Genomic DNA, 22,896 nt, shown 5'->3' with positions numbered 1-22,896 from the left:
CGCGGGTGTACGCATACCCTGTGGGAGCGAGCTTGCTCGCGATGTTCGCCAACGATAACGCGCTCAATCTGAATGATGGCGTTGTCCAGACGTTTTTCGCGAGCAAGCTCGGTCCTACAGTGTGCGAAGCCGTTTTGCGGCCTCGCGCAATAGATCTTCCGTCCCGCTCCAGCCCAGGCAACCATCAGTAATCGACACCCCATACTTCAGTGCAGAGCCCAGCGGCTGGCAGCCCTCGAACAAATGACTTTCGATCATCATGCCGATCAGTGAGCGGTCGCCCTGCAGGCGTTGTTCAAGCACGTCATTGAACACCGCCGGCTGGCGCAGCGGATCTTTACCGCTGTTGGCGTGGCTGCAGTCAACCATGATGCGCGCCGGGATCTTCAGACGGGTCAAGTCGCTGTGTACCCTGGCCACACTGGCGCGGTCGTAGTTGGGTCCGTGATGCCCGCCGCGCAATACCAGGTGGGTGTCGGCATTGCCCGGGGTCTGGATGATCGCCGGGTGTCCCTGGCTATCCACACCGAAATGGCGATGCGGATGGGCGGCCGAGCGCATCGCGTCGCTGGCCACCGCGACACCGCCATCGGTGCCGTTCTTGAATCCGACCGGCATGCAGAGGCCACTGGCCATCTCCCGATGGATTTGCGATTCGGTGGTGCGGGCACCGATGGCCACCCAACTGAGCAGATCGTCGAAGTAACCGGCGGCCATGGGTTGCAGCAGTTCAGTTGCCACCGGCAAGCCCAGCAGGAGCATTTCGCGCATCAGCTCGCGCGACAGGGTCAGGCCACCGGCCATGTCATCGCTGCCATCCAGGTGCGGATCGTAGGCCAGACCTTTCCAGCCAACCGTGGTGCGGGGTTTTTCAATGTAGGCGCGCATCACCAGCAGCATTGTGTCGCTGACTTCGGCGGACAGGCGGGCCAGATTGCCGGCGTATTCGAGGGCAGATTTGGGGTCGTGAATCGAGCAGGGCCCGACGATGACCAGCAGGCGGGAATCTTCACCGTTGAGGATCGCGCGAACCGCCTGGCGGTGGGCGGCGACTTGTTGGCTCAAGGCGTTGGTGAGCGGCAATTGCTGTTTGAGTTGCAATGAGCTGGGCAGACGCAGGGTCAGTGCTTCATTGGCAGGGCTCAGGGTGGACAGCGGCAGAGCAGAAACGGACGAGTTCATATTCAGGCTTCCTGGGCTGGCGGCGGGTTCGCTCCCGCGCGCTCGGCCCTACTGGGGTGTTCGACAATTGGCCAAATTGGCTGCGTGCGTGTGCTTGCCACCTGTGGGTGACCGATCGGAGGCGGCAGGCTGTCCCGAGCGGAGGGTGGTAAATCGCCAGGCGGTAAAACTGTCGTAACGGTAATAAGTGGCGTAGTTCATGTGCTTGATCCTCTGTATGTCTGGTGTGTCGCTAAAAATTGTTCAGGGCTGAAAAAACAAAACCCCCGGTCGGGAGGCCGACCGGGGGTTGAGAATTCTCTGGTGGCGACCCGTTCAAAGTGGGCGCCGTGTGGGTATCAGGCGCGCCAGTGGCTAAACCAATACCCAAAATAAAAGCTGACCGGAGCACAAGTGTCGTTCGCCGGGGCAGCCGCAACCGAGCGCAGGGCGCTGGCGGTACGAAGCTGTGAGAGGGCGTTGAACATGATGCGTCTCCGATGGATGCGCCGAGCTTACTAGAGCCCGGCACGAGGATTCAATCAGAATATGCTATCGGGCATTGATGGCGTTTTCTATCGCTTGAGCGGCCCGGCGGTTGTGACACACTTCTTGCTCCCGCAAACAACAATCGAGGCGAAATGGAATTTGAATGGCATGCCGCCACTGACCGCGAACTTGATTTTGCCCGTGAGCTGACCTGCCGGAACATGCTGCGCTATTACATCCAGCACGGTCTGCTGTGGCAGGACGAGGCGTTCGATGTTGCCTGGGCGGGGCGTGAAAACCGCTTGATTGTCTGTGGCGAGCGTCCGGTGGGGTATGTCAGTTTGAGTCGAGACGCCAGGGCGTTGTACATCCGCGAATTACAGGTCGCCGAGGCATTTCGTCGGCAGGGTGCCGGATCCTGGGCGATCGATCAGATTTTTGCCATGGCTTGCCTGGAGGGACGCCCGGCACTGCGTTTGACGGTTTTTGAAAACAATCCGGCGCGGGCGTTATATGAAAGAAAGGGATTGCGGGTAGTGGGGACGGACGCGTGTTTTCTGCGAATGCAACGCGACACCGATGGGTCGCATCGCTGAAACACGCTTGCCACCGGGGTTTCAAAGTAAATCGAAACTTTTTATCTGACGCTTTCCGCTAGGTCTGCCTGAAGCTTTTTTGCTAAGGTGTCGGCAACTCAATAAGACCATATCGCGGGGTGTCTGCTTGATTAGGGTGCTAGTGGTCGATGACCATGATCTCGTTCGTACAGGCATTACACGAATGCTGGCTGACATCGATGGCCTGCAAGTGGTCGGCCAGGCGGAATCGGGGGAAGAGTCCCTGCTCAAGGCGCGTGAGCTTAAACCCGATGTGGTCTTGATGGACGTCAAGATGCCGGGGATCGGCGGTCTCGAAGCCACTCGAAAACTGTTGCGCAGTCATCCTGATATCAAAGTCGTCGCGGTAACGGTGTGTGAGGAAGATCCGTTTCCGACTCGATTGTTGCAAGCCGGTGCAGCGGGATACCTGACCAAGGGTGCGGGGTTGCCGGAAATGGTCCAGGCCATCCGCCTGGTGTTCGCCGGGCAGCGCTACATCAGTCCGCAGATTGCCCAGCAACTGGCAATCAAGTCCTTCCAGCCGACCAATGACTCGCCTTTCGACGCCTTGTCTGAGCGGGAAATCCAGATTGCGTTGATGATTGTCGGGTGCCAGAAGGTCCAGATCATTTCCGACAAACTGTGCCTGTCGCCAAAAACCGTGAACACCTACCGTTACCGAATTTTCGAAAAGCTTTCGATCAGCAGTGATGTCGAGTTGACGCTGCTGGCGGTTCGTCACGGCATGGTTGATGCCAGCCTCTGAAAATGACTGATACCTTCGATCCAGGTGCCTTTCTCTCAACCGTCAGTGGGCGCCCCGGTGTGTATCGCATGTTCGACAGCGACGCACGCCTGCTGTATGTCGGCAAGGCCAAGAACCTCAAGAATCGCCTGTCGAGTTACTTCCGCAAAACCGGCCTGGCACCCAAGACCGCCGCGCTGGTGGCACGTATCGCGCAGGTCGAAACGACCATCACGGCCAATGAAACCGAAGCGCTGCTGCTTGAACAGACGCTGATCAAGGAATGGCGTCCGCCGTACAACATCCTGTTGCGGGACGACAAATCCTATCCCTATGTGTTTCTGTCCGATGGCCAGTTCCCGCGCTTGAGCATTCATCGCGGCGCGAAAAAGGCCAAGGGCAAGTATTTCGGTCCTTATCCCAGCGCCGGTGCGATTCGTGAAAGCCTGAGCCTGCTGCAAAAGACGTTTTTCGTTCGCCAGTGCGAAGACAGCTATTACAAGAACCGTACACGACCTTGCCTTCAATACCAGATCAAGCGTTGCAAGGCGCCTTGTGTCGGTCTTGTGGAACCCGAGGTTTATGCCGAAGACGTGCGGCGCTCGGTGATGTTCCTCGAAGGTCGCAGCAACGCGCTGACCGATGAGTTGTCGGCTGCCATGGAAGAGGCCGCGGTCAACCTGGAGTTCGAGCGTGCCGCCGAATTGCGGGATCAGATCTCGCTGCTGCGGCGGGTTCAGGACCAGCAGAGCATGGAAGGCGGGACGGGGGATGTCGATGTGATCGCGGCGTTCGTCAACCCGGGCGGTGCCTGCGTCCACTTGATCAGCGTGCGCGGTGGGCGGGTGCTGGGAAGCAAGAACTTCTTCCCGCAAGTCGGTATCGAGGAGGACGTTTCCGAAGTCATGGCGGCGTTTCTTGGCCAGTACTTCATCAGCAGTCCTGAGCGCGACTTGCCCAGCGAGCTGATCGTCAACGTGGTCCACGAAGATTTCCCGACCCTGATTGCCGCCATCGACGAGCTGCGTGGTCGCGAATTGACCATCAGTCACCGGGTGCGCGGCACGCGAGCACGCTGGCAGCAACTGGCGGTGACCAATGCCGAGCAGGCACTGGGTGCGCGCCTGGCGAATCGTCAGCACATCACGGCACGCTTCGATGCGCTGGCCGACGTGCTGAAGCTGGACGAACCGCCACAGCGCCTCGAGTGCTACGACATCAGTCACTCCAGCGGCGAGGCGACCGTGGCGTCCTGTGTGGTGTTCGGCCCTGAAGGTCCGATCAAGTCCGACTACCGTCGCTACAACATCGAAGGCGTGACGGCCGGGGACGACTATGCGGCGATGCATCAGGCGCTGACCCGGCGTTTCAGCAAGTTGAAGGACGGGGAGGGCAAGCTGCCGGACATCCTGCTGGTGGATGGCGGCAAGGGGCAGTTGTCCATGGCCCGCGACGTGCTCAATGAACTGGCGGTACCGGATCTGATCCTCCTTGGCGTGGCCAAGGGGGCGACGCGCAAGGCCGGTTTTGAAACCCTGTACCTCAATGACGCCGCCCATGAGTTCACTTTACGCGGTGATTCCCCCGCGCTGCATTTGATCCAGCAGATTCGTGACGAAGCTCACCGCTTCGCCATTACCGGGCACCGCGCCCGACGCGGCAAAACCCGTCGAACCTCTACGCTTGAAGGCATTGCCGGTGTCGGGCCGACACGTCGGCGCGATTTGTTGAAACATTTTGGTGGATTGCAGGAGCTGTCTCGTGCCAGCATCGAAGAGATCGCCAAAGCACCCGGGATCAGTAAAAAGCTCGCAGAGTTGATTTATGCAAATCTGCACAGCGAGTAGAATGCCACCTCACCTCGTAGCCAGTTGTGCCGATGAATATCCCTAATCTGATTACCGTTCTACGCGTCCTGCTCATACCGATCTTCATTTTACTGTTCTACCTGCCTTACCAATGGAGCTACCTGGCGTCAGCCTCGGTCTTCGCATTTGCCGCTGCCACGGACTGGCTGGACGGGTATCTGGCCCGCCGTCTGGAGCAAAGCACACCGTTCGGGGCTTTTCTCGATCCGGTTGCCGACAAGTTGATGGTTGCCGTTGCACTGGTACTGCTGGTGCAGGAACACGGGAACCTGTGGCTCACGCTGCCGGCTGCCGTCATCATCGGTCGCGAGATCGTGGTCTCCGCCTTGCGTGAATGGATGGCCGAACTCGGCGCCCGTGCCCATGTGGCCGTGTCGAACCTGGGCAAATGGAAAACCGCCGCTCAGATGCTGGCGCTGGTGATCCTGCTGGCCAATCCGTCGGATTTCAGCTTCTGGGTATTGTTGGGTTATACCTTGCTGATGGTGTCCGCAGGCCTGACGTTGTGGTCCATGGTCCAATACTTGCGGGCTGCCTGGCCGCATCTGAAGACCGACGTTGAAAAGAAATAAAACTTTTTTGAATCAAAGGGTTGACGGGGCTTCTGGATTCTATAGAATGCGCCACACCAAGACGCGGGAATAGCTCAGTTGGTAGAGCACGACCTTGCCAAGGTCGGGGTCGCGAGTTCGAGTCTCGTTTCCCGCTCCAAGTTTGCACACATTTGATGTCGCGCTACTGACAGCAAATGTTTTGAGGCCGAGTAGCAAAATGGTTATGCAGCGGATTGCAAATCCGCCTACGCCGGTTCGATTCCGACCTCGGCCTCCACTATAAACAACCCCGTAGATCGATGATCTACGGGGTTTTTTATTGCCTGTGAAAAAGTGAGTTCTGTAGGAGCGAGCTTGCTCGCGATGGACTCAAGTGCGCTGCGTTTAGTCAGTAAACACGGGGCATCGCTAACGACTTTCGCGAGCAAGATCGCTCCTGCAATGGATCATTTCCAGGGGGCGTGGATTTTTAAGGGAAGCCTGAGTTTTCCTCGCACCCGTCAACCTCTTGCCCCGACGGCCGATAACCCGGTATCCGATCAACAGCAAGGAGTGCCCTGAATGTCCACCATAGATACGCTTGCCTCAGGGAATAGCGGGCTGGCTTCGATGTTGAATCTCACCAAAGCAGAAAAGGGCGATGATTCAAAGGTAACGCCATCGGCGTTAACACCCCCTGCGGCAACAGAAGGCATCAAGGTGTCCCTGTCCGGCGCTGGCATTCAGAAAGCTTCCGGCCCCAGCGGTAAAAACCGTGATATCGAAGAAAGCGGATTGCCGAATGACATTCAGCATATTTTGAAAATGATCCGCAAACTGCAGCAGCAGATCGCTGAGAAATTGGCTCAAATGCAGGCGGTGATGGCAGATAACCGTTTGAGCCCCGAAGAGGTGAAAGCCAAAGTGGGTTCGCTACAAGCGGCGATATCAGGCCTCAATGCGGGATTGATCACTGCAAACACAGCACTCGCTAAGGCCATAAAGCAGGCTGAATTGAGTCCTGACCAGGTGCTCAAGACGATGTCGTTGGCTATGAAGTCGTAGTTAGCCCGCAGCGGCCGCCCCGGCAGAGCGCTGCCGGGTCGACCACTGTCCTTCAAGTCGTGGAATGTGAATGGGCCGCGCACAGGCGATCAGCCATGCCACCCACGGCGGGTCAGGATTTGATCCAGGGTTCTGCTGATTGCGGTGCAACTGCGCACCATTTCCATACGCTCCCAAGTCGCCTGTTCACCTTCATGCACCCGTTGTCGCATCTGGGGCAGAGGTAACGGCGACAGCAGTTTGAGCGGGCTGTGCCAGCGTTTGCTGACAAAGATGTTGATATCGGCGGTGTAGTCCTGCACCAGCATGTTGTAACCAAGATGCTGCCAGCGGGCCAGGGTGGGATTGCGGATGCGTAGATGATTCCTGCACAGGCGCAGCAGGTGGGTGGCGATACCTTTGCCCAGGCGAATCTGTTGCTCCACTGCGATTTTAAACAGGCCGGGATGGGCATTGGGGTTAGGTGTGAAAAGCAACGCCGCCGGATTGGCCATGCTGGAAATGAAGTGGTTGACGCCATACAGCCGCCCCAGGCGCTTGGCAGGAAGATCATCAATAAAGGAACCGTCGATCCAGCGTTGTTCCGGCAGGTACGGCACTTGCTGGCCGGCGGCATCCTTTGCTTGCAGGGTGACCGGCGGGAAGATGCCCATGACGGCCCCCGAGGCCTGAATGGCCGAACGGATCAGCACATTGGGCGCGGTAATGGCATTCAACAGGCGTGGAGCCTGCTGCGGCTCGAGCCCCGTCACCGTTATGTTCAGGTGACGCCCGCTGACTGTGTAGGCTTCGGCAAAGGTCAGGTCTGGAATCAGGCGTTGCACATAGCGGGCGATATCCTCGGCTTGCAGGACCGAAGGCAAGCGTGAGCGTCGCTTAGCTGCGGTGTTGTCGAACGTCATGGTCAGCCGTTCGGGTTGCAGGTGATCGAGCAATTCATCGGGGCGGTGCGTGCAGACGATGGCCGCTACCAGCGAGCCGGCACTGGAGCCGGAAATGATCCTCGGCAACAGGTCCTGTTCAAGGAGCGCCTTGAGCACCCCCACGTGAAAGTAACCGAGCATAGCGCCACCGCTGAGCATCAGTGCCGAACGACCGAAGCAGTGGCTGGCGCGAACGAAGAAGTCCCGGCGTTCCTCCAGCGAAATCACCTCATCGCCAAGGTCATCAATGGCCTCCAGGGACAGGCAGACTTCTTCGATGTACTGGTGGATCAGATGCTTGGTGCCCATGTGAGCATGGCTGTACAGGGTTGCCTTGCCCATCCCGGCCAGATTGCCATGGATGCCCTCGTTGAGGGTGAACATCAGATGAGTCCAGGCGCCGGTGGTGCGCAGGCCGCGCAGTCGCTCCATTCGTTGGCGCACCGTGCGGTAGTCATAGTCATTGCAGACTTCATTTTCGCGCCAGTCGTCCATGCCGCTCTGCTGATCCAGTGCGCCGGCGTGTTTGGCCCACTCCTCGTAGTTCTGGGCACGCTCCATTTTTGCCCGCAATTGAGCAGTGGGTGTCTTGGACCGGAACATGTTGATTCTCTCTATTGCGCCTGGGCGATTGGGCGAGTCGTGGGTGGCGCCGGTCATGGGGAGGGCTCCTCGGTGCTGGATGTCGCGGCGGGCGCCCGTTTGCGCGATGACTGCGGACCAACCTTGGGAGCCGGCGATTGCGCTGACTGGCGTGCCAGGGCCAGGTATTGCTCGGTAGATTGCTGGATACAGTCGATGTACACGTCCATGTCGGGCAATACGTTGCGATCGCTGACCACGCCGAGAATGAGTTCGCCGTAGAGGCTGGTGATGCCATGACACAGCGCCATGCCGTCGAACACCGGGGGAATCGGGTACAGCGCCAGTAGTTCGGCACCGGCAACGTATTTGCGGTCGGTGCCGCCGGTGGGGCCGGGCACGTTGGTAATCAGGGTGTTTGCCAGGTGGTACTTGCCGGTATAGCGCAGTTGAGTCCCCATCCAGCCGCCGAGCATGCGCATCGGAGCCGGAACCAGATCACCTGCGCAAACGATCAGTTCATGCACCACATCCCGCGCCAGCCCGGTGCCTGATCGCGTGCGTTCGAGAATCGCCTGCAATCGCTCGACAGGGTCCTCGATATCGGTGCCGACGCCGATCAGCATGCCGGAGAGCAGGTTGCCGGTCTGGCGCTGGTCCTGATCGGGCGGCATTGCCACCGGGCACAGCGCGACCAGTGATTCGATGTCCGGCAATGCCTCGCGGCGCTGCAGGTAGTGGCGCAGTCCGCCACCAATGATGGCGATGATGACGTCATTCAGCGTGGCTCCCTCGGCGCAGCGGCGCACCTGCTTGAGCTCGCTGATCTTCCACGACAGCCCGCCGAACGTTCGGTGCGGGGACACCTGAGTATTGAACAGTGTTGTGGGAATGCGTTTCTGCGTGGGTCTGTCCTCGCCGCGCATCCTGCGGATCAAACGCAGGCTCGCTTTGCTCATGCCGACACTGGCGCGCAGGCTGCGCAAAGGTTGGGTCGCCAGGCGCGGTACGGTCCTGGCCCACATTTGTGCGCGGCTCGGCATGCGCTCGCCAAAGGGCTGACGGTAGGTGTTCTCGTCGAATTCCGGCTGATCACTCATCAACAGGTTATTGATCTCGACGCCGGCCTTGCCATCGATGTAGGAGTGATGGAAGCGCAACAGCAGGGCGAAGCTGCCCGGCGGCACGCCTTCGATATTGTTCAGGCCCTCGATGATGGTCAGCTCCCAGGGCGCGCGTTCCATATCCAGGGTGCGCGACATGGCGCGTGCGGTGAAGATGCACAACTGGCGCCAGTCGCCGGGTTGCGGCAGACCGACGTGACGGATGTGATACTCCAGGTCGAAATTCTTGTCCTCCACCCAGTACGGATCGTCCAGCCGGAACGGGGCGTGCTGCAGGCGCCGGCGGAACAGTGAAGTACTGCTCAGCCGGCTGCTGAAATAGCCAATGATGTCTTTGTGCCGAACCAGTCCATTCGGCGCGCTGCGCTGGTCGCAGATCCACAGGCTGCCAATCACCATGGGTTGATGGGGGGCATCGGAATAGAAAAACTGGGCGTCCAGCGGGGTCAGTTGTTTCATGACTTGCTTGCTCCAATGGCGCGATTGCCAACGAAGATGTTGGTGGAACGTCCCTGTATCTCGACAGCGGAGTGGGAGCGCGCGCAGACGGCAGAGCGTTGTGAAAGCGTCTTTTTCAGTGCCGAGGTCCTGGCTCGCACCCACCCGTTCTGGCGTCCTCAGGACCCGTCGGTTGAGCGATAGGCTCACGTTGATTCTGCTGGCTCCAAGGATGGAGGATCCCCCTCGGCACGAGGGGGGAATATGACGTCTCTGGAGTCATCCACCAGCAGCACTTTCTGACCCACGAGACGTCCCTGTTCCGAAATGACCGGTTGCTCACTGGGCTGCTGCGAGGGTTGGGAAAGCGGTAACCGGATGGTAAAGGTGCAGCCACCGCGCCTGAGTCGAGGAGGTAGCGCTAAGCTATTGAAAGACAGGGATTTATAGAGAGATTGCAAAAAAACCGTCGCCGATTCGATGCCGATCTTGGCGGCTGCTGTAAGAAAGCTTCGTAGGTCCATGATTTACGAAGTTTTTTATTTTCGGAATCTGCAAGATTTAGCCTTGAAAATTGCACCGGCGACCTTGCTTCACCGAGACGGGATGTATATATTTCCCCCCTCTGATTCACCGCGCTACCGCCCGAATGGCGAAACTGGTAGACGCATGGGACTTAAAATCCCCCGCTCGTAAGGGCGTGCCGGTTCGATTCCGGCTTCGGGCACCACATAAAACAAAGGCTTACGCTTAGCGGCGTAGGCCTTTTTTGTTGGACGGTGCCACCCGCCGTGTGCACGTCAACTGAGCTGCAGAGAGTTATGAAGCGAGTCCAGCGCTTATCCATGGCGTTTCGGCTCGGGCTTAAGCCAGATCGCTCCCCGCTGAAACCCCTGTGCCCGTCGCTTGGCGCGCCGCCATTTCAGAGCGCAGCTCACCAATCAAATTTGCAATGGCGCGGCTGGACGTCAATTGATTGGTCGTGACCGCTGTGACCAGAAGATCGACCCGCCCAGACGTCGGATCGAACACCTTGATCATCAATGATCCGTCCGGATTGATTGTGCAGGTGCAAGAAAGAGGCTGGAAACCACATTCGATAATGTGACGAAGCTCAAGCGTGGAAATCATGACTCACGTCCTTAGGGCCAGGTGAATGGGCATATTGAATTTAGCTAGGGGTTTGCACGATGGCGTTGCTGGTCAATCCAGCTGCAACTGAATCAGGATCACGGTCGCGGCCAAACCCAATGTAAGGATTCCCATTCCGCAGGTGATTACGAGTAGTAAGGGGTTTTTCCACACGGCTTTAATCTCCAGGGTCGAATTATTGGTTTCAGGTGCCAGAGCAATAACTGAACCAACATGTGACAGGGTGATGAAACAGCCTGCTACAGCGGAGCAGGTGCCATTTGCCTCAGGAGGATTCCCCGTTATTGGGGAAAAAATGCGTTTCTGACACCGGGGCTGGGTTCCTTACAGCAACTCGCTGCGGCGGTTCATACGGCGACCTAGTTGCGCAGCCGTGGGTTAACCGCAGACGCTTGAGCACGGTCTTGAATAGATTTGTGATGTAACCGCGCCCGCCATTTGGCGTGTTCAGGTCAAATCCTGGCTCGGCCGGTTTGTTTTCTGTGGGCATGATTATGTGCCTCGGTGGTTAAAGGAAAAGTTGGCTAAGCTCATGGCGGTCAAATCTCAGGGGTACAGCCATGACGAGAAAACTGATCTGCCAGAAGTGCAATCAAGACACGTCTGTAGAGCTTTGCTTTGACGATGACATCGACAGCCAGGTATTCAATTGCGAGCACTGTGGTGGGAGGCATGTTGAGGTAGAGACTGGCAAATTGCCGGGCTTCCCTGCCTTGAGCAGGTTCCGATTAGATGAAGATGAGTGATCGTGCCTCGGCCAGCCGTCAGGTTTTCTGTGACCATGGGGCGTCCTGCTTCCGCCTCAGATCATTTTGCGACAACTTGACCTTAGCTCTGATGACTACGTCTCGGCACCGTCCCAACTTTGCCTCCGGTTACTCCAAGGCCACATCGCCACTGGTCGGCGACTTGCGATAGACACTGTAGAAAAAAACTCTCGTGCCGATATCCGCGGTGCAAGGCCTGAGCATGTCCGGCCTACACCTGAGTGAACAAGCACATTAGTGAGGAAGCAGTGATGGTCGACCCGCATGAAACGATGGGCAGTGTCGGGCAGATCGCTGCCGAGCGTGATGCCTTGCAACAGCGCCTGGACGAGGCTGATCGCGCGGCTCATGAGCTTCAGAGGCAACTGGACCTGGCAAAGGCGTTGATGACCCGTCTGCTGGCGGCGAGTTACGCATCGACCGGCAAACCTTCCGCGCCCCTGACCAATTGGGGGCTAAATCAGATCGATGTTGTCGAACAGGAGATGGCCTGCTTTTTGAATCCTGTCAATGAGGCGGGTGGCCGGTTCGATTCCGGTTTCGGGTACCATGAATATCAAGGACTTGCATGAGATACCTCATGCAAGCCTTTATTTTTTGGCTCTGTAAATTATTTCTTCCCGATCCCTTGCCCACCGTCCAGGCTTGATATTTCAGGCCGCGAAAACCATGGCAAAGTAGCCGAAGACGGTGAGCAGGATTCCCGACACTGCGAACGCCACCGGGAACCCCACCCAGGGTGCGCTGCTGCCGATCTCGGCGGCTGCCTCGCGGCATGGACCGGAGTGGCTTCGGGCCCCGGCCATGCCGCCCATCAACACGGCTGGATTGATGTTCATCAGGTGGTAACCGATTACCCAAACGGCGATAGGTGGCAGCAGGCAGCCGAAGAACCCCACTGTGAAGATCTGCACGGCGAGGGTGCCGGTGAGTTGGTTCAATAGGGTGGCGCCGGCGTTGATTCCGACGATAGCAACGAATACCAGCAGGCCGATGTCCTCAAGGATGTTGCGTGCGGCGTTGGGCGTGTTGCCGAAAAAACGCAAGCGTGAGGACAGCGACGAAATGATGATCCCCGACACCATCAAACCGCCCGCATTTCCCAGGCCCACGGCAGCGCCAAAGGCGGGAAACTGGATAAGGCCGATCAGCAGGCCCAGGGTCATGCCGACGAACAAGGTCAGCAAGTCAGTCACGGTGCTGGGACGGGCGATGAGGCCGAAACGTTCGCCAGCCTGTTGCACGGCGCTGGTCAGGCCTGTGACGAACAATACGTCACGGCGCTGCAATTGGGTCTCCGGGCCCACGGGTAAAGGGACGCCACCGCGCTCAAGGCGGGTCAGTTGAAGCTGGCCGGCCAGGTTTTCCCCGCGGAACTCTTTGAGTTTCCTGCCGATGACGGCCTTCTCTGTCACCAGAATTTCCGCCTGGTCCAGCACCACGCCTAGTGCCTTGGGATCATCGACTTCCGGACCTATCACCCCGATGTTGGCAGTAAGGTCCTTGTGCGTCCCGCCCAGGGCGATGACGTCTCCTGGCTGCAGTTGAATGAGTGAGTCGGCCCCAATCGAATCATCACCCCGTCGCACATTTACAATGCGGTACTCCGGGAAGCGACCGCGAAATTCCTGGATGGTCAGGCCGGCGGTTTCGGGGTTATCGAGGCGGTAGGCGCGCAAACCGAAGGCGGTGTACCCGTTCAGGCCCATGTCGTCGACTTGATGAATGCCATGTTCGGCTTCATAGCTGCGCGCCGCGGCTTTTGCATCGACGCCCCACCAGCGAGGCATGTATTTGCACATCAGGACGATGCCGATCGTTCCCCACAAATAGGTGATGCCATAACTCAGCGTAATCATTGCCGATACGTCTGCAGCGGTGGTGCCAGGCGGGAGCTTGACGGCACCCGAGGCCACCGCCTGTTCGGCCGAACCGATGGCCGAAGACATGGTAGTAGCGCCTGCGAGTATTCCCCCGGCGGCCCCGGTCGGGAGCTGAAACAGCCGCGTGCCTGCTACTACCACGACAAGACTGAGAACACTGCAAATAACCGCCAGCAGGGTGAATTTGAGTCCATCGCCCCTGAGACTGTTAAGGAACGAGGGACCGACCCGCAAGCCAACGCCATACATGAACAGATAGTAAAAGAGGTTCATGGTGAACGTGTCGACCTTGAAGGTAACGCCATACAGGGATCCTGTGATGGCGACCGTACACCCGACGAGGATGGCCGCGGCGACCATGCCCAAACCGTAGCCTTTGATGGTGATGCGCCCGATCAGTACCGCAAGGCTGACGACCCCGAACAACAGCATGTAAGGGTTTGTATCGAGAAACGTGAACAATGCCTGCACGTATTGATCTCCTTGCGCATACCGTCAGTGGATCGCAGTAAGGAAAAAATCGGTGCTGTTGTCGCTCTTACGATCGCGTCTGATGCAATCTAGCAGCCAGAGGTCATTCATGCCCGGGCGGTAATCTTTCAAGGCGCATGGGGCCGGATTCGATCATACACTTCAGGAGATAACCACTCGCCTGGAGGCAGTGATGAATCTTCAAATCCAGCGTGCACTGCGTAGTTGGCCGGTGTTGAGTTGGCTCGGTAGTTACCAGCGTAGTTGGCTCAAAGGCGATGTCATCGCCGGTCTGACGGCAGCAGCGGTGGTGATCCCCAAGGCCCTGGCTTACGCCACCATTGCCGGCCTGCCGGTGCAGGTCGGGCTCTACACCGTGCTGGTGCCGATGGCAATCTACGCGGTGCTCGGCACGTCACGCCCCCTCAGTGTCAGTACCACCACCACGCTGGCTATTTTGGCCGGTTCTGCGCTGGCTCAGGTCAGCCCCTCTGCCGACGCTGCCGACCTGCTGGTGACTTCTGCCACATTGACCTTGCTGGTGGGTGCGATTCTGACGCTGGCGGGGCTGCTGCGCCTGGGATTCGTGGCGAGTTTCATTTCGGAGCCCGTGCTGGTCGGCTTTAAGGCGGGCATTGGCATCGTCATCGTGCTTGACCAACTGCCTAAACTCTTGGGTCTTCATTTTGAAAAAGGCGGTTTTTTCCATAATCTGCTGGCAACAGCGGTCAATATTCCCCAGGCATCACTGCCCACTGTTGCGGTGGGCCTGACCACGGTATTGCTACTGATCGGCATGAAGCGCTACACACCGCGAGTGCCTGCGCCGTTGGTGGCGGTCGCGCTCGGGTTAGCGGCCATGAGCCTGCTGGGCCTGGGTGATTACGGCGTGTCCTCGGTAGGCAATGTGCCCACTGGATTGCCCGTCCTGACGTTGCCTGACGGGTCGTTGTTAAACGCACTCTGGCCGTCGGCGGTAGGGATTGCCTTGATGAGTTTTACCGAGACCATTGCTGCTGGACGCGCCTTTGCCCGTAGCCACGAGCCCGTGCCACAGCCGAACCGCGAGTTGGTGGCGACGGGAATCGCCAACATCGGCGGCGCGTTTTTCGGTGCCATGGCCGCTGGTGGCGGCACCACCCAGACGGCGGTCAATCGCCTGGCAGGAGCCCAATCGCAGCTGGCGAGCCTGGTGACCGCTGCGTTGGCGCTCGGCACCTGTCTGTTGCTGGCGCCTTTCATTGGTCTGATGCCAAATGCCACGTTGGCCGCGGTGGTGATCGTCTACTCCGTAGGCCTGATCGAGCCAGCCGCCTTTCGCGAAATCCTGGCAGTGCGCCGCACCGAGTTTCTCTGGGCCGTGGTGGCCACGGCCGGGGTCATGTTGCTGGGCACCCTGCAGGGCATTGTGGTGGCGATCATCGTCTCGCTATTGGCGCTGGCCTATCAGGTTTCCGATCCACCGGTGCACGTGCTGGGTCGCAAGCCAGGCACCAATGTGTTCCGCCCCGGAAGCGACGAACACCCGAGGGACGAAGTCTTTGCCGGGTTGCTGATGCTGAGGCCGGAGGGGCGCATCTTCTTCGCCAATGCCGAACATATCAGCACGAAAATCCAGGCGGCGATCGTCGTGAGCAATCCCCAAGTCGTGGTATTTGATTTTCGCAGCGTATTCGACCTGGAGTACACCGCACTGAAGATGCTGGATGCGGCGGACCGGCGCTTGCAGGAGCATGGCATCTCTCTGTGGCTGGTGGGTATGAGCCCCAGCGTGCAGGCCATGGTGATGCATTCGCAAATGGGGCGGGCAATGGATGAGCAACAGCGCCTGTTTCTCAATCTGGAGCAGGCGGTGGCGTACTACCGAGCGCTGGGCGACTGATTGTAAAGGGCCGCCCGCGGGCTAATGCCATTGCGTCGATTTCCCCGGGCCTACTGGCCGCGATCACGGCTTTATCTTTAATATCGGGTATCGCAATATATAAATCTACATAGCGCGTGGCCTGCGCTTTCTTACCAAGGGAATGAATGATGAGCACGGTCTTGAGCAGCAAAGAAGCGGTAGGTGAGCGTTACGAACTGGAAACGATGCGTCACGCACAGCAGATGACCTGGAAGGCCATTGATCAGATCGCCCGCGTCATCACGCCCGGTATGCGCGAATCCGAGGCGCAGTTGCGAGGTAAAGAGATCTTGGCGGAACTGGGTATGGACCGGATCTGGCACCCGCTGTTGATCCGCTTCGGTGCCAACACGCTCAAGACCTTCAAACAGCGTTCCGATGGCGATCCCGAGCTGGGGGCCGAGGACATTTTCTTCATCGACTTGGGCGTGGTGTGGCAAGGGCACGAAGGCGATGCCGGCGCGACGTTCACCACGGGTTCAGATCCGGAAATGATCGCCTGTGCGGCGGCAGCCAAGGAGCTGTTCAAACGGGTCGAAAGCTTCTGGCGCAGCGAGCGGGTTTCCGGCGTGGCGCTTTACGACTTTGCAGCCGCTCAAGCACAGGTCATGGGCTGGACGCTCAACCTCGACATCAAGGGCCACAGGGTCAGCGATTTCCCCCATGCGATTTACCGGGGCGGCGACCTCGGGGATCTGGATCGATACCCGAACACCGGCCTGTGGATTCTGGAAATCCAGCTTGCCCATCCCGAGCGTCCCTTTGGCGCGTTCTACGAAGATTTGCTCATCTGAACGAAAACGCTTTCAAACCGGGGCATCCGGCGCCGAGCCTTGTTGCACGAAGCGGTCGATCAACCACCTTGCCGCCGGACCCGGGGGCAGGTCAGTGCGGTAGATGACGTCGAAGCAATATTGGCCGCTTTTGTATTCCGGAATGTTCAACTGCACGAGCCGGCCGCTCTCCAGATCTTCCCGGACCATCGGCGCCGGCATGTTGCCCCAACCGATGCCTTCACGCAGCAACATGTGCTTGGCGCCCAGGTCCGCCAGGCGCCAGGTGCGGTTACTGAGCACGGCGAAATCCTTATCCTTGGTCAGGCGCGAGCGGTCGGACAATACCAGTTGCGTGAACTCTCGCCCGGCACCTGGAACGTTCGAGTCGCTGGAAGCCAGCGGATGATTCGGCGCCGCCACCGGAATCAACTCGACACTGCCTACGCCAATTCTTTCGATCCCGTCGATGCCTTCGTTCATCGGCCCACTGACGCCGACGATGGCACCACGGTTGATCACCAGTTCCGTGACGGCGCCGAGGGCTTCCATGTGCAAGTGCAGGGCAACCGTGGGGAATTCTTCCCGAAAGGATTTGAGTGCGTCCACCACGCGCTCCGGGGGAAGCATCACATCGAGCACCACGTGAACTTCGGCTTCGAGCCCCTGAAGCAGTCCCTTCACTTTGGCGCGCAAACCATGGATGCCGTTGGCAATGGTTCTGGCTTCGGCCAGCACGGTGCGGCCGGCATCGGTGAGCTGGGGTTTGCGGGTGGTCTGGCGGTCAAACAACGACACGCCGAGCTGCATTTCGAGGTTGGCAATCGAGTAGCTGATGACCGAAGTGGCCCGGTGCAGCTTTCTGGCAGCCGCTGCAAAACTGCCGACCTCAACAACGGTCAGGAACACGCGCAGTTGGTCGAGTGTCGGTGTTCCGGGATCAGAAATCATGCGATTGAACTCTCTTTCGATGAGGTGAGTTGCTTGCCTATTTATTCGAACCTAATGATCTAAATTAGTCGGCTATTCAGATTAGATGTCAAGGTGCAAGATTTCTTCACAGCAGCGATTCATGGCGAATCGCGCAAACTTTGAAGGAAATACCTCATGACCACTTCTGCAAACATCGCCCAATCCACCGCCTCAGACCAGAACCGTTCCGACGTGACCCAAGCCTCGGCTTCGTTGATCGGCCGCGTACTGCTTAGCGCAATCTTCATTCTCTCCGGTTTTTCGAAACTGGCCGCGCCCGCGATGATGGTTGGCTACATCGGTTCGGTAGGGCTTCCACTTCCGCAACTGGCGCTGGCGCTGGCGATCGTGGTTGAGATCGGTGGTGGCCTGGCCTTGATCGCCGGTTATCGCACCCGCAGCGTCGCCGCAGTCCTGGCCGTGTTCAGCGTGTTCACCGCACTGGCGTTCCACAACGCGCTGGGCGATCAAAACCAGTTCATTCACTTCTTCAAGAACATCGCGATGGCCGGTGGCCTGCTGCAAGTCGTGGCCTTCGGCGCCGGTCGCTTCAGCCTCGACGCCCGCCGTCGTTGATACCCCCCGCGCTGCGAAGGCCAATCCCTCGCAGCGCAGTGTTTTCCTCCCTTCTTTTCAATAGTCGAGACCTCCATGAAAGCCATACGCGTGTACGAATACGGCAGCCCTGAAGTTTTACGTCTGGAAGACATCGCAGACCCGGTGGCCGGTGTTGGTGAAGTGCTGATCGATGTCGCCGGAGCCGGGGTCAACCCGATTGACTGGAAGATCCTGTCCGGTGCCATGAAAGGGTTCATCCCTCTGCCGCTGCCTTTCACCTCGGGGGTTGAAGTGGCCGGTACCGTGATTGCGCTGGGGCAGGGCGTCACAGAGTTCAGCATTGGCGATGAAGTGTTCGGCTTCATCAACATCGTCGGCGGATATGCGACCAAAGCCGTCGCCCAGGTTTCAAAGCTGGCCTTGAAGCCGCACTCGCTCAGTCTGTTACAGGCCGGTGCTGTGCCTGCAACCGCGCTGACGGCGTGGCAGGCACTCACTGAGCATGCGGGCGTGCAGCGGCGGCAGAAAGTGTTGATCCACGCCGCGGCCGGTGGTGTAGGCAGCATGGCCGTGCAGATTGCCAAGTACTTGGGCGCTGAAGTCTACGCAACGGCCTCCGCGGACAATCATGCTTATCTGAAAGACCTCGGTGCCGATTACATCATCGACTACAGGACCCAGGCATTCGACGAGCAGGTGTCCGGCGTCGATGTCGTACTGGATCTGGTCGGCGGCGACACACAAACCCGTTCGTTCAAGGTACTGAAAAGAAACGGTGTGCTGGTCTCGCCCGTGAGCCTGCCGAACATGTCGCTGGCCAACGACTATGGCGTGACCCCCGCCAATTTCGCCACCCGTTCCGATGGCCGACAGCTTTCGCTCATTGCCGAACTGTTCGACAAGGGCCACCTCACGGTCGACGTCGAGGCCTACCCGTTGAGTGAGGCGAAAGTGGCGATCGAGAAAAGCATGGGCCGTCATTTACGGGGCCGGCTTGTCCTCGATACAAGCCGGTAAGTCGTCGCGGGGCATTCCTGTCTTTGGTGGACGAGTGCAATCCAGTTGTTCCGGCTAGTCAATCAATCGGCCCGGCCTTATTTTTCCAGGCATCGGGCCAAGAGGCCGCGGATTCGGAGAGCGACCATGTCATCCACCCAAAAACTCATCGCCGTCGTCGGCGCCACCGGTCATCAGGGCGGCGCCGTTGTGCGCGCGTTGCAGGCGAGCGGTCAATTCAAGGTGCGTGCATTGACGCGCAATCCGGTCGAACATCCCCAGTTGGCCGACGAGGTCGTACTGGCGGACCTGAATCGGCCGCAAACACTGAACGCCGCGTTTGCTGGAGCACACGGGGTCTTTCTGGTCACCAACTTCTGGGAGGCGGGTACAGACGAGCGCACGCAGGCACTGGCGGCCGTCCAGGCGGCAAAAAGTGCCGGCGTTCAGCACTTCATCTGGTCGACGCTGCCGAACGTGGAGACCATCAGTCGCGGCAAGCTCGATGTCCCGCATTTTACCGACAAGGCAAAAATCGACCGTATCGTGCGTGAGGCCGGATTCTCGCACCACACCTTCGTGATAGCGCCGTTCTTCTATCAGAATCTGCTCGGCGTCATGGCGCCAAAGCAGCAAGCCGATGGGACGATGGGTTGGGCGCTACCGCTCGATCCGGAGCAACGCGTCATTCATATGGGCGACATCAGTGAACTCGGCCACGTCGTGGCCGGCGCATTCGCGCAGCCTGCACTGGCAGGAAACGGCGAATATTTGCCACTGGTAGGCGACTTCCTGAGCTTCAACGAGGTCATCACCGAGCTGAATCGACTGGGTCACCACTTTTCGTTCAAGCACATCCCGGCAGCAGAGTTTGCCGGCTGGTTTCCTGGCGCCATGGAAATCGCAGAGATGCTCGCCTATTTCGCGGCCCACACTTACCTCGGTGCGGATTCGCGCGACGCCATTGCGCTGGCCAACAGCGTTGCCGGCCGGCAGCCGACAAAGTTTGCCGCGTGGGCTCGGGCAAACTTCAAGATCCCGGCACCCGTCTGATGCATCTATCGATGCACCTGCGGTGCGTCGACCGCATTCATCTTCTGGATGACCAACCCGATGAACGCCGATACCGCCAGCGGCAACTGCCGACGGCTCGGATACAGCACGTTCAGGCCGTAGCCGACCGGCTGGTATTGAGGCAACACCGGGACCAGTACGCCGGCCTCTACTTCAAGCCGGGCCATCACCGGCGGCAGCAGCGCGATGCCGAGGCCCGCCACGGCTGCCTTACGTAGTGCCTGAGCGGTATTGCCGCTGAAGCGCCCGGTCACTTGTATCTCTTCCTCACCCATCGGGCCGATCAAGCGCCATGTGGCGTGGCCGCCGGGTTGCGCGGAAATCACGCAGTCGTGGCTCACCAGGTCCTGCAGTGTGCGGGGTGAGCCGCGCGCTGCGATGTAGGCGGGGCTGGCGACCATTCCGACGCTGCGCGGGTCAAGGATCTGGCGACCAACATAACCTGAGTCGCGCAAGGGGCCGCCGCGAAAGGCGACGTCGATCTGTTCGGCGATCAAATCGGCCTTCGCATCGCTCAGCACGAAGTCGAGTCGCACGCGCGGATGCGCAGTCAGAAACTCGTTCACCCAGGTCATTTGAAAGAAGTCGAAAAAGTCGGCCGGAGCCGCCACGCGCACCAGGCCATTGGGCTCGTCACTGCCCGTCATCAACGCCTGTCCCGCTTCGAGCAGGCCATCGACGGCGCCCACGCAACGCTCATGAAAGCCTTGGCCTGCTTGGGTGAGCGTGAGCTTGCGAGTGGAGCGTTGCAGCAGCCGCGTGCCGAGCTGCGTTTCGAGCTGCTGGATGCGGCGACTCAGGGTATTGGGTGGCATGCCCAGCCGTCGCGCAGCTTCTGCGAAGCTGCCGCAGCGCACTACCTGCACAAACATGGCGATGTCGTTGAGGTCGAGCATGGCGGATCATTCCTGATGCTGGTGGACGAGTGCAATCCAATTGTATCGGCTTATCAAGTAATCAGCCTGGACCTATTGTGTGGAACATCGAGCCGAAAGGCTGCCAACTTCGAGTAATCATGATGCCTTTTCAGCAACAACCTCAGATCGGCGTACGGGACACCGCTGCGCACCGGGCTATTCGCTACCGCACCACCGGCAGTGGGCATGGCGCGATTGTCCGGCTGATGAGCCCCTCGGACCTGGGCCACCTGCTCAAGCCTTTTGTGTTCCTTGACCTGTTTGAAGGCGAGAGTTCATTCATCAACGGCATGCCGATGCACCCGCATTCGGGCATCGCCACGGTCACGGTTATTACCGAAGGTAATTTGCGTTTTGAGGATGCCGAGTCGGGTACGGGGATGATTGACTATGGCGGCGTTGAATGGATGCGCGCGGGTGGCGGGGTCTGGCATGGCAAGGAAATGTCGGTCGGTACCTCAAGGCGCATTCAAGGTTTTCAACTGTGGGTGGCACTGCCACCTGCGTTGGAAAACGCCACCGTCGACAGCCAGTACTTGGAGTCAAGCGTGATGCCGCAAGTGGGGCCGGCACGTGTGATTCTGGGTTCCTATCTGGGTGTCCAAAGCCCGGTCCGTGCTCCCGCTGGCATGAACTATCTGCTGGTCACGCTACCTGCCGGAGAATCCTGGAGTTATGTTCCGCCCGAAGGGCACGAGTCGTTGTGGTTGAGTGTCAGTCGCGGATCCCTTTGCGCTCCGGACAGGGTCCTGGCGGGAGAAATGGTCATTTTCGAACCCGGTAGCGGCACCGTTACGCTCAAGGCCATGCACAACGATACTGTCTTCGTGATCGGCTCCGCGCAGCCTCATCCTTATGATCTCGCGTTGGGTAACTACTCGGTGCATACCAACCCGCAAGCCTTGCGTGCGGGGGAGGCGAAAATTGCCGAGATTGGTGCGCGGCTGCGTGACTACCTGAAAAAACCAAACCCGTCAGCGAGCGTGCCGGTTTTCAAGTAATCCGAGCGTCCGGTTTGATCCGGCTTCGTTGTTTCACATTTTAAGGTTCGGCCTACCTCATTCACACGCAGTGCTGACGGCTTTCTCGGCGCGCTGGATTTCCAGTTTCACGTCAGTCGTTATCCGCTGCTCCTTCATCTGTTGCCCAAGGAAGGGCTGTTCGCCCCGGGATTTTACTTCCGCATCCGTGGCGGCCACCTGCGCCTGGACCGTGGCGGAGTGCTCGGTGATGACAGCCTCCACTTCCTCATTGGTTTTAGCGGTATCCAGCGCATTGATGAGTTTGCCCACCTCGGCCTTTTCCGCTTCGGCGTAGCCTTCGACGGACAAACCGGTTGCCATGGCGCGTGCCTCGATCTCCACGGTCTTGAGATGCTCTTGCGCCACTTTGCATAACTCTTCCTGCCGTCGATTCTTGCTGGCCTCCCACGTGCTGAACCCGTAAGTCACGGCAGCCAAAAGGGTCACGATGACGGTCGTGCCAATCAATTTGCCTTTCACGTTCACGTATCCTCAAAAGGCAAGGGAAAAAGGAATGGTCGTAAGATTCTATCCAAGACTGGAAAGACTAGCCCAGGATGCGCGGGGAGGGTTACCCATCAAATCGCGGGCGAGAGAAAAACGGGTGCGCATTGCAGATTATAAGGGCTGGGGCGCGCGGTGGTAATGCTCAGCCATCGGTGTCGCGATCCCCTTGGTTTGCGAATGGGCACCGGAGTTTGAGTCTTGCTGGCGAAGGGGGGATTGCTTTGGAAGATTGGCGAGGAAAAAAGGTACCAAGCGCCTGACGAGTGGAAAATAGAAAAGCCCGGTGTTGAACCTAATGCTGTTCACTTAGACTTGATGGGATGGTGTACATATCCGTTTCTTCGGTAGCGGCAGCTGGCGGTTTCGCTCTTACA

20 protein-coding genes and 3 tRNA genes are annotated in these 22,896 nt (G+C 58.8%); 15 read left to right on the top strand and 8 right to left on the bottom strand.

What is annotated here, in order from left to right; translation table 11 throughout:
- Positions 1-114 precede the first annotated feature (114 nt).
- On the bottom strand, positions 115-1,182 hold the full coding sequence (locus GPL81_RS13050) for a 3-deoxy-7-phosphoheptulonate synthase (protein WP_160107045.1): 1,068 nt from the start codon (positions 1,180-1,182) through the stop codon (positions 115-117).
- 620 nt (positions 1,183-1,802) lie between these two features.
- Between GPL81_RS13050 and GPL81_RS13045 the strand changes: the two genes are divergently transcribed.
- The 7 genes from GPL81_RS13045 to GPL81_RS13015 all read left to right on the top strand — a co-directional run bounded on the left by GPL81_RS13045 (position 1,803) and on the right by GPL81_RS13015 (position 6,460).
- Entirely contained in the window at positions 1,803-2,246 is a 444-nt protein-coding gene (locus GPL81_RS13045; RefSeq protein ID WP_160107044.1) for a GNAT family N-acetyltransferase, read from the top strand.
- Positions 2,247-2,373: 127 nt separating this feature from the next.
- Positions 2,374-3,015, top strand: a complete 642-nt coding sequence (gene gacA, locus GPL81_RS13040; RefSeq protein WP_008015884.1) for a response regulator transcription factor GacA — start codon at positions 2,374-2,376, stop codon at positions 3,013-3,015.
- A gap of 2 nt (positions 3,016-3,017) precedes the next feature.
- Complete coding sequence (gene uvrC / locus GPL81_RS13035) at positions 3,018-4,841, top strand: excinuclease ABC subunit UvrC (protein ID WP_160107043.1); 1,824 nt, start codon at positions 3,018-3,020, stop codon at positions 4,839-4,841.
- A gap of 32 nt (positions 4,842-4,873) precedes the next feature.
- On the top strand, positions 4,874-5,434 hold the full coding sequence (gene pgsA, locus GPL81_RS13030) for a CDP-diacylglycerol--glycerol-3-phosphate 3-phosphatidyltransferase (protein WP_060540641.1): 561 nt from the start codon (positions 4,874-4,876) through the stop codon (positions 5,432-5,434).
- A 63-nt stretch (positions 5,435-5,497) separates the two neighbouring features.
- A tRNA-Gly gene (locus GPL81_RS13025) sits at positions 5,498-5,573 on the top strand.
- 46 nt (positions 5,574-5,619) lie between these two features.
- Positions 5,620-5,693 (top strand) — tRNA-Cys (locus GPL81_RS13020).
- A 284-nt stretch (positions 5,694-5,977) separates the two neighbouring features.
- On the top strand, positions 5,978-6,460 hold the full coding sequence (locus GPL81_RS13015) for a hypothetical protein (RefSeq protein ID WP_160107042.1): 483 nt from the start codon (positions 5,978-5,980) through the stop codon (positions 6,458-6,460).
- 89 nt (positions 6,461-6,549) lie between these two features.
- Here the strand turns inward: GPL81_RS13015 and GPL81_RS13010 are convergent, their stop codons facing one another.
- Together GPL81_RS13010 and GPL81_RS13005 are read right to left on the bottom strand one after the other, a co-directional pair.
- The gene (locus GPL81_RS13010; protein WP_218585645.1) at positions 6,550-7,986 is read right to left on the bottom strand and encodes a DUF3336 domain-containing protein; all 1,437 of its coding nucleotides are present in this window, start codon (positions 7,984-7,986) and stop codon (positions 6,550-6,552) included.
- A gap of 53 nt (positions 7,987-8,039) precedes the next feature.
- Entirely contained in the window at positions 8,040-9,548 is a 1,509-nt protein-coding gene (locus GPL81_RS13005; protein WP_160107040.1) for a wax ester/triacylglycerol synthase family O-acyltransferase, read from the bottom strand.
- Positions 9,549-10,170: 622 nt separating this feature from the next.
- Between GPL81_RS13005 and GPL81_RS13000 the strand changes: the two genes are divergently transcribed.
- Positions 10,171-10,257: transfer RNA gene (locus GPL81_RS13000), tRNA-Leu, on the top strand.
- Between the two features lie 134 nt (positions 10,258-10,391).
- Here the strand turns inward: GPL81_RS13000 and GPL81_RS12995 are convergent.
- Entirely contained in the window at positions 10,392-10,658 is a 267-nt protein-coding gene (locus GPL81_RS12995) for a DUF1652 domain-containing protein (protein WP_160107039.1), read from the bottom strand.
- Between the two features lie 1,039 nt (positions 10,659-11,697).
- Between GPL81_RS12995 and GPL81_RS12990 the strand changes: the two genes are divergently transcribed.
- Entirely contained in the window at positions 11,698-12,018 is a 321-nt protein-coding gene (locus GPL81_RS12990; protein ID WP_160107038.1) for a restriction endonuclease subunit S domain-containing protein, read from the top strand.
- Positions 12,019-12,099: 81 nt separating this feature from the next.
- Here the strand turns inward: GPL81_RS12990 and GPL81_RS12985 are convergent, their stop codons facing one another.
- Complete coding sequence (locus tag GPL81_RS12985; RefSeq protein WP_160107037.1) at positions 12,100-13,800, bottom strand: aspartate:alanine exchanger family transporter; 1,701 nt, start codon at positions 13,798-13,800, stop codon at positions 12,100-12,102.
- A 193-nt stretch (positions 13,801-13,993) separates the two neighbouring features.
- On the opposite strand from GPL81_RS12985, the gene GPL81_RS12980 reads away from it, so the two are divergent.
- Both GPL81_RS12980 and GPL81_RS12975 read left to right on the top strand, forming a co-directional pair.
- Positions 13,994-15,682, top strand: coding sequence for a SulP family inorganic anion transporter (locus GPL81_RS12980; RefSeq protein ID WP_160107036.1), 1,689 nt, complete (start codon positions 13,994-13,996; stop codon positions 15,680-15,682).
- A 149-nt stretch (positions 15,683-15,831) separates the two neighbouring features.
- Positions 15,832-16,497 (top strand): M24 family metallopeptidase, encoded by a 666-nt coding sequence (locus GPL81_RS12975; protein WP_160107035.1) that lies wholly within the window; start codon positions 15,832-15,834, stop codon positions 16,495-16,497.
- 12 nt (positions 16,498-16,509) lie between these two features.
- On the opposite strand, the gene GPL81_RS12970 is transcribed toward GPL81_RS12975, so the two are convergent.
- Positions 16,510-17,427 (bottom strand): LysR family transcriptional regulator, encoded by a 918-nt coding sequence (locus GPL81_RS12970; protein WP_160107034.1) that lies wholly within the window; start codon positions 17,425-17,427, stop codon positions 16,510-16,512.
- Positions 17,428-17,583: 156 nt separating this feature from the next.
- On the opposite strand from GPL81_RS12970, the gene GPL81_RS12965 reads away from it, so the two are divergent.
- The 3 genes from GPL81_RS12965 to GPL81_RS12955 all read left to right on the top strand — a co-directional run bounded on the left by GPL81_RS12965 (position 17,584) and on the right by GPL81_RS12955 (position 20,055).
- Positions 17,584-18,024: a DoxX family protein gene (locus tag GPL81_RS12965; protein ID WP_160107033.1), complete on the top strand. Its 441-nt coding sequence runs from the start codon at positions 17,584-17,586 to the stop codon at positions 18,022-18,024.
- Between the two features lie 75 nt (positions 18,025-18,099).
- Complete coding sequence (locus tag GPL81_RS12960) at positions 18,100-19,023, top strand: NADP-dependent oxidoreductase (RefSeq protein ID WP_160107032.1); 924 nt, start codon at positions 18,100-18,102, stop codon at positions 19,021-19,023.
- 126 nt (positions 19,024-19,149) lie between these two features.
- Positions 19,150-20,055, top strand: coding sequence for an NmrA/HSCARG family protein (locus GPL81_RS12955; protein ID WP_160107031.1), 906 nt, complete (start codon positions 19,150-19,152; stop codon positions 20,053-20,055).
- 5 nt (positions 20,056-20,060) lie between these two features.
- Here the strand turns inward: GPL81_RS12955 and GPL81_RS12950 are convergent, their stop codons facing one another.
- Positions 20,061-20,972: a LysR family transcriptional regulator gene (locus tag GPL81_RS12950; protein WP_160107030.1), complete on the bottom strand. Its 912-nt coding sequence runs from the start codon at positions 20,970-20,972 to the stop codon at positions 20,061-20,063.
- Between the two features lie 122 nt (positions 20,973-21,094).
- Here GPL81_RS12950 and GPL81_RS12945 point away from each other — a divergent pair, with 122 nt between their 5' ends.
- Positions 21,095-21,994 carry a pirin family protein gene (locus tag GPL81_RS12945; protein WP_160107165.1) on the top strand — a complete coding sequence of 300 codons (900 nt, stop codon included), beginning with the start codon at positions 21,095-21,097 and terminating at the stop codon, positions 21,992-21,994.
- A gap of 57 nt (positions 21,995-22,051) precedes the next feature.
- On the opposite strand, the gene GPL81_RS12940 is transcribed toward GPL81_RS12945, so the two are convergent.
- A complete protein-coding gene (locus GPL81_RS12940; protein WP_246218921.1) occupies positions 22,052-22,495 on the bottom strand; it encodes a hypothetical protein in 444 nt (147 codons plus the stop codon).
- Between the last annotated feature and the right edge of the window lie 401 nt (positions 22,496-22,896).

This window comes from Pseudomonas izuensis, from assembly GCF_009861505.1.
GTDB classification, from domain to species: Bacteria; Pseudomonadota; Gammaproteobacteria; order Pseudomonadales; family Pseudomonadaceae; genus Aquipseudomonas; species Aquipseudomonas izuensis.
The sequence above is the reverse complement of the archived record's forward strand: the minus strand, read 5'-3'. Positions and strand labels throughout refer to the sequence as shown.